Genomic DNA, 12,947 nt, shown 5'->3' with positions numbered 1-12,947 from the left:
GTGACGATGTCCATCGAAGGCAGGATCGCCGAGGAGCTCGGCGTACGGGAACGGCAGGTCAAGGCCGCCGTCGAGCTGCTCGACGGCGGCTCCACCGTCCCGTTCATCGCGCGCTACCGCAAGGAAGCGACCGAGATGCTCGACGACGCCCAGCTGCGCACCCTGGAGGAGCGGCTGCGGTACCTGCGCGAGCTGGAGGACCGGCGCGCGGCGATCCTGGACTCCGTACGCGAGCAGGGCAAGCTCGACGCCGAGCTGGAGGCCCGGATCAACGCGGCCGACACCAAGGCCCGGCTGGAGGACATCTACCTCCCCTTCAAGCCCAAGCGGCGCACCAAGGCGCAGATCGCCCGCGAGGCCGGCCTGGAGCCCCTCGCCGACGGCCTCCTCGCCGACCCGTCGGTGGAACCGGCCGCCGCGGCCGCCGCGTTCGCCGACCCGGACAAGGGCGTCGCGGACGCGGCCGCCGCCCTGGAGGGCGCCCGGGCCATCCTCACCGAGCGGTTCGCGGAGGACGCCGACCTCATCGGCGAGCTGCGCGAGCGGATGTGGGGCCGCGGGCGGCTCGCCGCGAAGGTCCGCGAGGGCAAGGAGGAGGCCGGCGCCAAGTTCGCCGACTACTTCGACTTCGCCGAGCCGTTCACCGAGCTCCCCTCCCACCGCGTCCTCGCCATGCTGCGCGGCGAGAAGGAGGACGTCCTCGACCTCACCCTGGAGCCGGAGGAGCCGCAGGACCCCTCCCACGGGCCCGTCCCGTCCTCGTACGAGGGCACGATCGCCCACCGCTTCGGCATCGCCGACCGCGGCCGCCCCGGCGACAAGTGGCTCGCCGACACGGTCCGCTGGGCCTGGCGCACCAAGATCCAGGTCCACCTCGGCATCGACCTGCGGATGCGGCTGCGCTCCGCCGCCGAGGACGAGGCCGTCCGGGTCTTCGCCGCGAACCTGCGCGACCTGCTGCTGGCCGCGCCCGCCGGAACCCGCGCCACCCTCGGCCTCGACCCGGGCTTCCGCACCGGCGTGAAGGTGGCCGTCGTCGACGCGACCGGCAAGGTCGTCGCGACGGACGTGATCCACCCGCACGTCCCCGCAAACCGGTGGGAGGAGTCGCTCGCCAAGCTGGCCCGCCTCGCCGAGGAGCACGCGGTCGAGCTGGTCGCGATCGGCAACGGCACCGCCTCCCGCGAGACCGACCGGCTCGCCGCCGACCTGATCTCCCGCCACCCGGAGCTGAAGCTCACCAAGGTGATGGTCTCCGAGGCGGGTGCCTCCGTGTACTCGGCGTCCGCGTTCGCCTCGCAGGAGCTGCCCGGCATGGACGTCTCGCTGCGCGGGGCGGTGTCCATCGCGCGCCGCCTGCAGGACCCGCTCGCCGAACTCGTCAAGATCGACCCGAAGTCGATCGGCGTCGGCCAGTACCAGCACGACCTGTCCGAGGTGAAGCTGTCCCGCTCCCTCGACGCGGTCGTCGAGGACTGTGTGAACGGCGTCGGCGTCGACGTCAACACGGCGTCCGCGCCGCTGCTCGCCCGGGTGTCCGGCATCAGCGCCGGCCTCGCCGAGAACATCGTCGCCCACCGGGACGCGAACGGCCCCTTCCGCAGCCGCAAGGCGCTCAAGGACGTGGCCCGGCTGGGCCCGAAGGCGTACGAGCAGTGCGCCGGCTTCCTCCGCATCCGCGGCGGCGACGACCCGCTGGACTCCTCCAGCGTGCACCCCGAGGCGTACCCGGTGGTGCGGACGATGGCGAAGACCGCGGGCAGCGAGGTCGCCGCGCTGATCGGCAACACCTCGGTGCTGCGCTCGCTGCGGCCCGAGCAGTTCGTCACCGAGGCCTTCGGCCTGCCGACCGTCTCGGACATCCTGCGCGAGCTGGAGAAGCCCGGCCGCGACCCCCGCCCGGCGTTCCGGACGGCGGCGTTCAAGGAGGGCGTGGAGAAGATCGGCGACCTGGAGCCCGGCATGGTCCTGGAGGGCGTCGTCACGAACGTCGCCGCCTTCGGCGCCTTCATCGACATCGGCGTCCACCAGGACGGCCTCGCGCACGTCTCGGCCCTGTCGAAGACCTTCGTCAAGGATCCGCGGGAGGTCGTCAAGCCCGGCGACATCGTCCGGGTGAAGGTCCTCGACGTCGACATCCCGCGCAAGCGGATCTCCCTCACCCTGCGCCTGGACGACGAGCACGGTGCGGCGGCGGGCGGCGCGCCGCGGCAGCGCGAGGACCGCCAGGGCGGGCGCGGCGGCGGCCGGCCCCCACAGCAGCGCGGCGGCGGTCAGGGCGGCCAGGGCGGCCAGGACCGCCAGGGCGGCCGGCGCGGCGGCCAGGGCCGCGGCGGACAGGGCGACGGCCGGAGGCAGGGCCAGGGCGGAGGCGCCCCCGCCCCCGCGAACAGCGCGATGGCCGACGCCCTGCGCCGCGCGGGCCTCGCCGGCCCCGAGGGGCGGCGCACCCGGTAGCGAGGCGCGGCAGGGGTGCGCGGCGGCACGTGGCGGGGCCCCGGGAAAGGCCCCGCCGCGGGGTGGCCGAATAGCCACCCCACCTGCGGACATGCCTTGCCAACCCGCACAGATGATCTGTAGGCATGGGGAACGCCCGTTCGTCGTCCGGCGGACGGGCTTTTCCGTTTCCCCTCGCGACCGCACCTTACGAGGCCCTCCGATGGCACAGGACGTCACGCCCATGCCTGCTCACGCCTACCGACGCTGCCCGCGAAAGGGTCCGAAGAGGGATCACATGCTCCACTCGCAACTCGGCCTCCGCAAACGGTGCGAGAAGATTCTCGGCCATCTGGACCTCACCCACCCCTTTTCCCTCGAAGGGCTCTGCAACCGGATGGCCGAGCAGCGGGGGAGGCCCATCCGCCTCCACCCCCTGCCCAAGGAGGCCGCGGAATCGGGCGTGTGCGGGCTGTGGGTGGGCACCGCCAGCGTCGACTACGTCTTCTACGAGAGCCACACCACCGCGCTGCACCGCGAGCACATCGTCCTCCACGAGCTCGGGCACATCCTCTTCGGCCACCACTCGCTGCGCGCCGAGGAGAACGGAGGCCAGGCCCCCGTCGTCCTCGGGCGCACCAACTACACCACCCGCCAGGAGCAGGAGGCGGAGATGCTCGCCAGCATGATCCGCATCCGCACGGCGACGCCCTGCCCGAAGCCTGCCGCCGAACTGCGCGGCACCCTCGCGCGGCTGGAGTCGGCCATGGGCTACGGGCGGGGCACCCGTGGCCACTGAGCTCCTCGCGCTCGGGGACGCGCTCGCCGTCCCCAGCGTCGTCTGCCTCTGGGCCGCCGTCCTGCTGCGCGCGCCCGCCGCGCTGCGCTCCCCGCAGCAGCGCGGCCTGTGGCTGGCCGTCGCCACCGCTGCCGCAGCGATGACCCTGAACCTGCCCGCCGTCGTCGCGCACGCCATGCGCGACCCGGCGCACTCCCACGCCGTGGGCCTGACCCGCAACCTCATCGGCGTGCTCTCCGCGGGCGCCGTGCTCTACTTCGTCGCCGCCGCCACCCGCGGCCGCGCCCTCCAGATCGCCGCCTGGACGGGAACGGCCGTCTGGCTCGCCGCCCTCGCCGTCCTCGACGCGACCGCCCCGGCGCACGGCACCCACACCATCCCCGCGCAGGGCGACCCCGTGCCCTCCACGGCGTACTGGATGCTCCTGATCGCCGCGCACCTGATCGCCAACACCGTCTGCGTCGCCCTGTGCTGGCGCTACAGCGGCCGCACGGAGAGCCGCGCCCTCGCCTTCGGCCTGCGCCTGTTCGGCCTCGGCACCGCCCTCGCCGGCGTGTTCTGGGTCGCCTTCCTCCTCAAGGCCCTCTTCGGCAGCACCTGGGCGATGCCCGCGATGCCGCTGACGATGAACCTGCACGGCCTGCTGCGCGCCGCCGCGATCCTCGTCCCCACCGTCTTCGCGCTCCGAGGCGCCGCCGCCGACACCGCCACCGCGTGGCGGCTGTGGCCGCTGTGGCGCGACCTGGTCCAGGCCGTGCCGCACGTCGCGCTCACCAGGCCCCGTGCCGGGCGCCTCCTGGAGCTGCTGTGGCCGCCGATCCCGCGCAACCTGCTCGTCTACCGCAAGGTCATCGAGACCCGCGACGCCATCCTGATACTCGGCGACTACGTCGCCCCCGGCGTGCCCGAACTCGCCGCCGCCCACGTCACCGTGCGGGGCATCCCCGAGCCGCGGCGCCCGGCGGCCGCCCTGGCCTGCGTTCTGAAGGAGGCCCGCGAGGCGAAGCTCGCCGGCCGGTCCGGGATGCCGGGGCCGGCCGCGCAGTGGGTGCTGCCCGCCGCCATGCAGACCCCGGCCGAGGGCACCGGGCTGGAGGACGAGGCCCGCTTCCTCGTGGACGTCGCCCGCGCCTACGGCTCGCCCGAGACCGCCGCCTTCGCCCCCTGAACCGCGTACCGCCGCAGGAAAAGACGCAGCCGGACACGCAGCCGAACACGCAGCAATCACGCAGCAATCACGCAGCAAACACGCAGGAAGAGACACCTCCCGTGACCACCGCCTTGATCACCGGGGCCAGTTCCGGCCTCGGCGCGGCCTTCGCCCGCGGCCTCGCCGCCAAGGGCTGCCGCCTCGTCCTCGTCGCCCGCGACGCCGACCGGCTCCGCGAGGCGGCCGGCCGGCTGCACCGCGAGTTCGGCGCGCACTGCGAGGTCCTGCCCGCCGACCTGCTGGACGAGGCCGGTCTCCGGCGCGTCGCCGACCGCCTCGCCGACCCCGCCCGGCCCGTCGACATCCTCGTCAACAACGCCGGGTTCGGGCTCGCCGCCCCGTTCCCGCACAGCCCCGTGGAGGACGAGGAGCGGATGCTCGACCTCCTCGTGAAGGTGCCGCTCCGCCTGACCCACGCCGTCCTGCCCGGGCTGTGCGCCCGCCGCCGCGGCGCCGTGCTCAACGTGTCCTCCGTGGCCGGACTCCTCCCGACCGGCACCTACGGCGCGGCCAAGGCCTGGGTGACCGCCTTCAGCGAGTCCCTGCGCGTCGACGCCGCCCCGTACGGGGTGCGGGTGCTCGCCGTGGTGCCCGGGTTCACCCGCACCGAGTTCCAGGCCCGGGCAGGCATGGACACGACGTCCTTGCGGGACGCGGTGTGGCTGGAGCCGGAGGCCGTCGTGGACCGCGCCCTGCGCGATCTGGCCCTGCGCCGGCCCGTCAGCATCGCCGGCCGCCGCTACCGGGCGTACGCCCTGGCCGCACGGCACCTCCCGCGCGGCTTCGTCGCCCGCCGGATGGCCCGCACCCGCAGGCCGCCCGCCGCCCGGTAGCCGCCGGACGGCCCGCGCCTACAGCTCCGCGACGCTGCCGTCGGCGACGCGCAGGCGGCGGGTCACCCGCACCGCCTCCAGCATCCGCCGGTCGTGCGTGACCAGCAGCAGGGTGCCCTCGTACGCCTCCAGGGCCGACTCCAGCTGCTCGATCGCCGGCAGGTCCAGGTGGTTCGTCGGCTCGTCCAGCACGAGCAGGTTCACCCCGCGGCCCTGGAGCAGCGCCAGCGCCGCCCGGGTCCGCTCGCCGGGGGAGAGCGTCGCGGCCGGGCGCAGGACGTGCGCCGCCTTCAGCCCGAACTTCGCCAGCAGCGTCCGCACGTCGGCCGGCTCGGTCTCCGGGACCGCCGCACAGAACGCCTCCAGCAGCGGCTCCCCGCCGAGGAACAGCCCGCGCGCCTGGTCCACCTCGCCGACCAGCACGCCCGAACCCAGCGCCGCCGAACCCGAGTCCGGGGCCAGCCGGCCGAGCAGCAGCGCCAGCAGGGTCGACTTGCCCGCGCCGTTCGCCCCCGTGATCGCCACCCGGTCCGCCCAGTCCACCTGGAGGCTCACCGGCCCGAGCGCGAAGTCCCCGCGCTTGACGGACGCCTCGCGCAGCGTCGCCACCACCGAGCCGGAGCGCGGGGCGGAGGCGATCTCCATGCGCAGCTCCCACTCCTTGCGGGGCTCCTCGACGACCTCCAGCCGCTCGATGGCGCGCTGCGTCTGCCGGGCCTTGGCCGCCTGCTTCTCGCTGGCCTCGCCGCGCAGCTTCCGGCCGATCTTGTCGTTGTCGGTGGCCTTGCGGCGGGCGTTGCGGACGCCCTTGTCCATCCAGTTGCGCTGCATCAGGGCCCGGCCCTCCAGGGCGGCCCGCTTGTCCGCGTACTCCTCGTACTCCTCGCGGGCGTGCGACCGGGCCCGCGCCCGCTCCTCCAGGTACGACTCGTAGCCGCCGCCGTAGAGGTTGATCTGCTGCTGCGCCAGGTCCAGTTCGAGGACCTTGGTGACCGTGCGGGCCAGGAACTCGCGGTCGTGGCTGATGACGACGGTGCCGGCGCGCAGGCCGCCGACGAACCGCTCCAGCCGCTCCAGGCCGTCGAGGTCGAGGTCGTTGGTCGGCTCGTCCAGCAGGAACACGTCGTACCGGGACAGCAGCAGCGAGGCCAGGCCCGCGCGGGCGGCCTGGCCGCCGGACAGGGCGGTCATCGGCAGGTCCAGGCCCACGGCGAGGCCCAGCTCGTCGGCGACCTCCCGGGCCCGCTCGTCCAGGTCGGCGCCGCCGAGGTCCAGCCAGCGGTCCAGGGCCGTCGCGTACGCGTCGTCCGAGCCCGGCGCCCCGTCCACGAGGCCCTGCGTCGCCGCATCCAGCTCCGCCTGCGCGGCGGCCACGCCGGTCCGGCGGTGCAGGAACTCCAGCACCGTCTCGCCGGGCCGGCGCTCCGGCTCCTGCGGCAGGTGCCCGACGGTGCCGGTGGGCGGGGAGAGCCGCAGTTCGCCCTCCTCGGGGGCGTCCAGTCCGGCGAGCAGCCGCAGCAGGGTGGACTTCCCGGCGCCGTTGACGCCGACGAGGCCGATGACGTCGCCCGGGGCGACGACGAGGTCCAGTCCGGCGAAGAGCGTGCGCTCGCCGTGCGCGGCACCGATGTTCTTGGCGACGAGGGTTGCAGTCATGGTGCACCGATCCTATCCGCGCCCGCACCGCAGCCGGGGCGCCGCGGGGCCCCGCCCCGGGCCGATGGCCGGATAGGTGGGAAGCACGTCATTGCGGCCGCCCGGGCCGGGCTCACACCATGGAGCCATGTCACCCCGCAGCGTGCTCGCCGTCCTCTACGACGGCATGCAGAGCCTGGACCTGACCGGCCCCGTGGAGGTGTTCGCCGCGGTCTCGCACTTCCCGGGGCGGACGCCGTACGAGATCCGGACCGCGTCCCCCGACGGGCGTCCGGTGCGGACCGGCAGCGGCCTCACCCTCGTCCCCGACGGCTCCCTGGAGGACGAGCGGCCGGGCCCGGGCACCACCCTGCTCGTGCCCGGAGGACGCTACGGAGACTTCGACGCGCGGCTCACCGCCTGGCTGCGCGCCCACGGGGGTGGCGCGCAGCGGCTGGTGTCCGTGTGCACGGGCGGGCTGCTGCTCGCCGAGGCGGGGCTGCTCGACGGCCGCCGTGCCACGACGCACTGGTCGGCGTGCGAGCAGATGGCGCGCGACCATCCGCGCGTGGCCGTCGAACCGGACCCGATCTACGTACGCGACGGCTCCGTCGCCACCTCCGCCGGCGTCACGGCGGGCATCGACCTCGCCCTGGCCCTGGTCGAGGAGGACCACGGCAGGCAGGTCGCCCTGTCGATCGCCCGGCACCTGGTCGTCTTCCTGCGGCGCCCCGGCAACCAGGCCCAGTTCAGCGCGCAGCTCGCCGCCCAGACGGCGCTGCGGGAGCCGCTGCGCGAGGTCCAGCACTGGATCACCGAGCACCCGGGGGAGGACCTCGGCGTGGAGGCGCTCGCCGCCCGCGCGGGGCTCTCGCCGCGGCACTTCGCGCGGGCCTTCCAGGCCGAGACCGGGGTTACCCCGGGCCGGTACGTGCAGCACGTACGGGTCGAGCACGCGCGGCGGCTGCTGGAGGACAGCGGCGAGGGGGTGGCCCAGATCGCCCGGGCCTGCGGCTACGGCACCCCCGAGGCGCTGCGCCGCGCGTTCGTGAAGACCCTGGGCCAGCCGCCGGCGGAGTACCGCCGCCGCTTCGGCCGCTGACCCGCACCCGGCCGCCGCACACCGCCGTACGCCCACCCCCGACCGCATCCCGTTCCGTACCGGCGCACCCCTTCGGAGGAGACATGCAGATCGCCGTCCTGCTCTACGACGGTTTCACCGCCCTCGACGCCGTCGGCCCCTACGAGACCCTCGCCCACCTGCCCGGCACGGAGACCGTGTTCGTCGCCGAGCGCCCCGGCCCGGTGCGCTGTGACTCCGGCCGGCTGTCCCTCGTCGCCGACAAGGCCCTCGACGAGGTGGTCAGCCCCGACATCCTCGTCGTCCCCGGCGGCCCCGCCCCCGAGACCCAGACCGGCAACCCGGCCGTCCTCGACTGGCTGCGGACCGTCGACACCGCCACCACCTGGACCGCCTCGGTGTGCACTGGCTCCCTGCTGCTCGCCGCCGCCGGCCTCCTCGACGGCCGCCGCGCCACGGGCCACTGGCTCTACCTGGACCGCCTCCCGGCGTACGGCGCCCGGCCCACCGGCGAGCGTGTCGTCTTCGACGGCAAGTACGTCACGGCCGCCGGGGTGTCCTCGGGCATCGACATGGGGCTGGCGCTGGTGGGCCGCCTCGCCGGGGACGAGCAGGCGCAGACCGTCCAGCTGATGATCGAGTACGACCCGCAGCCGCCCTACGACGCCGGCTCGCCCGAGAAGGCGCCGGCGGAGGTGGTCGCGCGGCTGCGCGGGGTCAGCCCCCTGCCGTCCAGGTGAAGGCGGGGGTCCGCCGCTCCAGGAACGCGGCGACGCCCTCCGCGGTGTCGCCGCTCGCGGCGGCCTCGGCCGCCCAGTGGGCGGCCCGGCCGGTCCGGCCGTCGGCGAACTCCTTCGCGGCCGCCTGCGTCAGCTGCGAGCGGGTCGTCAGGATGCGGGCGAACTCCGCGACCCGCCGCTCCAGCTGCCCGGCCGGCAGCAGCTCGTCGAGGAAGCCCGCCCGCAGGGCGTGCTCGGCGCCGATCAACTCGGCGGAGTAGAGGAGGTACTTGGCGGTGGCCGGGCCGACGAGGGAGACGAGCCGGCGCGTCGAGGAGGCCGGGTAGACGATGCCGAGCCGGGCCGGCGTCACCCCGAAGGAGGAGCCCTCCTCCGCGAAGCGCAGGTCGCAGGCGGCGGCGAGCTGGCTGCCGCCGCCGACGCAGAAGCCGCGGATCGCCGCGATCGTCGGCTTCGGGAAGGCCGCCAGGGCCTCCTCGGCGAGCACGGCCAGGGCCTGCGGGTCCTCCTTCCCGGCCAGGGAGGAGATGTCCGCGCCGGCGCAGAAGGTCGGCCCGTCCCCGGTCAGCACCAGGACGCGCACCGCCCGATCGGCGGACAGGGCGTCCAGCAGTTCCGGAAGTGCCCGCCACATCGCCGCGGTCATGGCGTTGCGCTTCGCGGGGTGGGAGACGACGACGGTGGCGACGCCGTCGTCGACCGAGTGCAGGAGGGCTGCGTCCATGCGCCGGATGCTATCCCGGGCGGCCGATCCTATGATCGGGGAGTCCGACGGGGGGCGCTGAAAGGTGGCACGCCCATGGGCGCAGACCCGGCAGACGGCGCAGACCCCCCGCCCGGCGGCCTCGACGCCAAGGGGACGAAGAAGCTCAGGCGGAGCTACGCGCTGCTGGCCCTGCTCGGCGCGGTCCTGGTCCTCGGCGGGCTGGCCGGCCTGGTGTACGCGGGGCTCGCGACGCTCACGTCGATGTTCCTGTTCGGCTGGCTGCTGCTGGTCGGCGGCATCGTGGGCCTCGTGCAGGCCGTGCAGTCGCGGGGCAGCAGCCACTTCTGGCTGACCGTCATGGTCGCCGCCGTCAACATCGCCGCGGGCTTCGTGGTGCTGCGCCGCCCCGAGGCCAGTGCCGAGGCGCTGACGATGTTCGCCGCGCTGCTGTTCCTCGTCGCGGGCGTCTTCCGGCTGGTCGGGGCGATCGTGGTCCGGGGCGCGCACTTCGGGCTGACGCTCGTCCAGGGCGCCTTCGGTATCGTGCTCGGCCTGCTGATCCTCGCGAGCTGGCCCAGCAGCAGCCTGTACGTGATCGGGACCTTCTTCTCCCTCGCCCTGCTCTTCGACGGGCTGGCGCTGATCGCGCTGGGCGTGGGGGCGCGGCGCGTGCTGCGTCTGGTCGGCCAGGAGGGCGGCGGGGACGGGCGAGCGGCCGGGGAGGGCCCCGCAGGGGATCAGGATCAGTCGCACAACTGACGCTGTCATACGCCGCCGGTCGGAAAGCGGCCGAATCCCGCTGAGTTGTGGTCAGCGGTCCGGTCCGCACCGCACGTTCCCCACTCTGGACGAGTGGAGACGATCGAGTGCGAAGGACGGGGCCGGGAGATGGAAGTCAGCGGGGGCGTCCCGCCGGTCGAGGCGGGTGAGCCGGAGGCCCCGGCCGGTCCGCTCGCGTACGAAGGCGTGTGGCGGTTCACCGTGCCCGCCGTTGAAGAATCCGTTCCGCAGGCCCGCCGGGCGGTCCGCGAGCTGCTCGGCCGCCAGGGCGTGCCGGCCGACCGGGACCTCGTGTACTCCCTGCTGCTGATCGTCTCCGAACTGGTGACGAACTCGGTGCGGCACGCGGCCCTGCTGTCCCCGGAGGTGGCCGTCGAGGTCGCGATCGGCAGGGAGTGGGTACGGGTGGCCGTCGAGGACAACCACCCCTACCGGCCCAAGGCGCTGGAGGCCGACTTCGGGCAGACCGGCGGCCGCGGCCTGCTGCTCGTCCGCGAGACCACCCGGGAGGCCGGAGGGGTCTGCGACGTCGAGCACACCGCGGCGGGCGGCAAGGTCATCTGGGCGGCCCTGCCGCTCGCCGTACCGCCCGCCCGGACGCACTGAGCGGCGGGCCTACCAGCCGGCAGCGTCGCCCGTCAGCTCGCGGATCGCCGGCCGGGCCGCGTCCAGCACCGTCATGAACCACGCCGAGAACGGCACCTCGGCGTGGCGCTTCTCCAGCTCCCCGGGGGTCACGAACGCGGTGTCGGCGACCTCTTCCGGGTCAGGGCGCAGCGCCGCCTGCGCGAGTCCCACGAACAGGTGGTTGTACTCCTGCTCCACCAGACCCGAATCGGGGTCGGGGTGGTTGTAGCGGACCGTGCCCGCCTCCGCCATCAGCGAGGGCGACAGGCCCAGCTCCTCGTGCGTCCGCCGGGCGGCGGCGGCGAACGGGGACTCCCCGGGGTAGGGGTGACCGCAGCACGTGTTCGACCAGACGCCGGGCGAGTGGTACTTGCCCAGCGCCCGCTGCTGGAGCAGGAGGCGGCCCTGCTCGTCGAAGAGGAACACGGAGAAGGCCCGGTGCAGCAGGCCGGGCGCCTGGTGGGCGGAGAGCTTCTCCGCCGTGCCGATGGTGTTGCCGGACTCGTCGACCAGTTCGAGCATGATCGGTTCTTGAGTGCCGGTGCCGTGGGGCGCGCTGTTCGCGGCGGTGGCTGGTGTGGTCGGCATACCCATCCTTCGCTTCGGACTCAGGCCCCCAGTCTGCCCCACGCGCGACACTCGTCCGCACTTCGCCGATTCGCGCATGTCTGCCCCGGCTGCGTGGTAGGCGGCCGGTGCGGCGCGCGGAAACCCCGCCCTGCGCGCCGCACCGGCCCGGCGGGCCTACCCGCCGAAGGGCGCCGCGTAGGCGATCGGGCCCCGCGGAAGCGGCGCCGTCGCGTCGAGCACCAGCGCCATCAGCGCCTCGTCCGGCACCTCGAACGGCGCCCGGATCCCGAACCGCGAGGCCGGGACGAACCCGAACCGCGGGTAGTACTCCGGGTGCCCCAGCACCAGTACGAGGGACTCCCCGCGCTCCTGCGCCGCCGCGAGCAGCGCCCGTACGACGGCGCTGCCGGCCCCCGAGCGCTGGAGCGCAGGGTCGACGGCCACCGGGGCGAGGGCGAGGGCGGGCGCACCGCCGACCTCGCAGCGGGTCAGCAGGGCGTGCGCCGCGACCGACCCGTCCGGGCCCTCCGCCACGTACGACAGCCCCGGCAGCCATGCCGGGTCCGTGCGCAGTGCGTCGACGAGGTCCGCCTCCAGCGGGGTTCCGAAGGCCGCCAGGTTGACGGCCCGTACGGCGGCCGCGTCCGCGGGGGCCTCCGGCCGGGTCGGCCAGGCCGCCGCCCTGCCGGCGTCCGCCGGGCGCAGGACGTAGCCGGTGCAGCCGTACTCGCGGCCGTGCCGGGAGCGTACGGCGATCTCCTCGCGGGCCTCGGCCAGCGCGGCGGCGTCCGCCGCCGCGGGGGCGTCCCCCGCCCGGGCGCGGGCCTCGGCCCCGGCGATCCGCTCGGCGAGCGGCCCGTAGTACGCGGCCCAGTCGGAGTCCGGCAGCAGGTGCACCCCGAGGACCCGGTAGCCGGCCGCCTGCGCCGCCGCGAGGTTGCGGGCGGTGTGGCGCAGGGGACAGCGCGGGTCCCAGAAGGCGCGGGCCCCGGCGGAGGGCTCCTCCGCGGTCCACTCGCACTCGGTGAGCACGAGGGTCCCGCCGGGCGCGAGCAGCGGCTTCCACCGCGTGAGCGCGGCGTCGAAGCCCAGGACGTACGCCGAGCCCTCCGCCCACACCAGGTCGAAGGACCCGGCGGGGAAGGGGAGCGCGGCCAGGTCCGCCTCGACGGGGCGGATCCGGTCGGCGAGCCCGCGCTCCGCCGCGGCGGAGCGGAGCTCGTCGAGGAAGGGGCGGTGCAGGTCGACGGCGGTCACCTCGGCGGCCGGGCCGGCCTCCTGCGCGAGGAGGAGGGCGCTACGGCCGGGGCCGCAGCCGAGGTCCAGGATCTGCGGCCGCTCGGGCAGGGGCCCGCACAGCGACAGCAGGTGCCGGGTGGTGGCGTCGGAGCCGGGGGCCTGCCGGGGCAGGCCCGCGTGGAGGGCGAAGAACGCCTCCACGAGCTCGGCGCGGGTGCAGTGATCGGAAGGAGAACCGGAATGGTCGGTCAACGTGAACCCTCGAAGGGAAAGGGGCACCCGCCGACGGGC

The 12,947-nt window shown here is 75.0% G+C and carries 12 protein-coding genes; 8 read left to right on the top strand and 4 right to left on the bottom strand.

What is annotated here, in order from left to right:
- The 4 genes from MUK52_RS04905 (at position 1) to MUK52_RS04890 (ending at position 5,278) form a co-directional block, all read left to right on the top strand.
- Positions 1-2,457, top strand: coding sequence for a Tex family protein (locus MUK52_RS04905; protein ID WP_114055034.1), 2,457 nt, complete (start codon positions 1-3; stop codon positions 2,455-2,457).
- A gap of 277 nt (positions 2,458-2,734) precedes the next feature.
- Positions 2,735-3,235, top strand: coding sequence for an ImmA/IrrE family metallo-endopeptidase (locus MUK52_RS04900; protein ID WP_114055035.1), 501 nt, complete (start codon positions 2,735-2,737; stop codon positions 3,233-3,235).
- A complete protein-coding gene (locus MUK52_RS04895; RefSeq protein WP_284574839.1) occupies positions 3,225-4,403 on the top strand; it encodes an MAB_1171c family putative transporter in 1,179 nt (392 codons plus the stop codon). The genes MUK52_RS04900 and MUK52_RS04895 overlap by 11 nt, the downstream gene beginning before the upstream one ends.
- Positions 4,404-4,504: 101 nt before the next feature.
- Positions 4,505-5,278 (top strand): SDR family NAD(P)-dependent oxidoreductase, encoded by a 774-nt coding sequence (locus tag MUK52_RS04890; protein WP_114055037.1) that lies wholly within the window; start codon positions 4,505-4,507, stop codon positions 5,276-5,278.
- Between the two features lie 18 nt (positions 5,279-5,296).
- Here MUK52_RS04890 and MUK52_RS04885 read toward each other — a convergent pair whose 3' ends face one another.
- Positions 5,297-6,934, bottom strand: coding sequence for an ABC-F family ATP-binding cassette domain-containing protein (locus MUK52_RS04885; protein WP_284574836.1), 1,638 nt, complete (start codon positions 6,932-6,934; stop codon positions 5,297-5,299).
- A gap of 127 nt (positions 6,935-7,061) precedes the next feature.
- On the opposite strand from MUK52_RS04885, the gene MUK52_RS04880 reads away from it, so the two are divergent.
- Both MUK52_RS04880 and MUK52_RS04875 read left to right on the top strand, forming a co-directional pair.
- A complete protein-coding gene (locus MUK52_RS04880) occupies positions 7,062-8,015 on the top strand; it encodes a GlxA family transcriptional regulator (protein ID WP_114055039.1) in 954 nt (317 codons plus the stop codon).
- 83 nt (positions 8,016-8,098) lie between these two features.
- Positions 8,099-8,734 carry a DJ-1/PfpI family protein gene (locus MUK52_RS04875; RefSeq protein ID WP_284574833.1) on the top strand — a complete coding sequence of 212 codons (636 nt, stop codon included), beginning with the start codon at positions 8,099-8,101 and terminating at the stop codon, positions 8,732-8,734.
- Here MUK52_RS04875 and MUK52_RS04870 read toward each other — a convergent pair.
- A complete protein-coding gene (locus MUK52_RS04870; protein ID WP_284574831.1) occupies positions 8,712-9,458 on the bottom strand; it encodes an enoyl-CoA hydratase/isomerase family protein in 747 nt (248 codons plus the stop codon). The genes MUK52_RS04875 and MUK52_RS04870 overlap by 23 nt on opposite strands.
- 75 nt (positions 9,459-9,533) lie before the next feature.
- On the opposite strand from MUK52_RS04870, the gene MUK52_RS04865 reads away from it, so the two are divergent.
- Positions 9,534-10,199, top strand: coding sequence for an HdeD family acid-resistance protein (locus tag MUK52_RS04865; protein WP_284574829.1), 666 nt, complete (start codon positions 9,534-9,536; stop codon positions 10,197-10,199).
- A gap of 129 nt (positions 10,200-10,328) precedes the next feature.
- The gene (locus MUK52_RS04860; RefSeq protein WP_284581654.1) at positions 10,329-10,826 is read left to right on the top strand and encodes an ATP-binding protein; all 498 of its coding nucleotides are present in this window, start codon (positions 10,329-10,331) and stop codon (positions 10,824-10,826) included.
- A gap of 9 nt (positions 10,827-10,835) precedes the next feature.
- Here the strand turns inward: MUK52_RS04860 and idi are convergent, their stop codons facing one another.
- Both idi and MUK52_RS04850 read right to left on the bottom strand, forming a co-directional pair.
- Positions 10,836-11,435, bottom strand: a complete 600-nt coding sequence (gene idi, locus MUK52_RS04855; RefSeq protein ID WP_114055044.1) for an isopentenyl-diphosphate Delta-isomerase — start codon at positions 11,433-11,435, stop codon at positions 10,836-10,838.
- A 156-nt stretch (positions 11,436-11,591) separates the two neighbouring features.
- On the bottom strand, positions 11,592-12,908 hold the full coding sequence (locus MUK52_RS04850; RefSeq protein ID WP_284574828.1) for a GNAT family N-acetyltransferase: 1,317 nt from the start codon (positions 12,906-12,908) through the stop codon (positions 11,592-11,594).
- Positions 12,909-12,947 lie beyond the last annotated feature (39 nt).

Source organism: Streptomyces sp. 2P-4 (assembly GCF_030167965.1).
In the GTDB taxonomy this organism is placed as follows: Bacteria; Actinomycetota; Actinomycetes; order Streptomycetales; family Streptomycetaceae; genus Streptomyces; species Streptomyces globosus_A.
The sequence above is the reverse complement of the archived record's forward strand: the minus strand, read 5'-3'. Positions and strand labels throughout refer to the sequence as shown.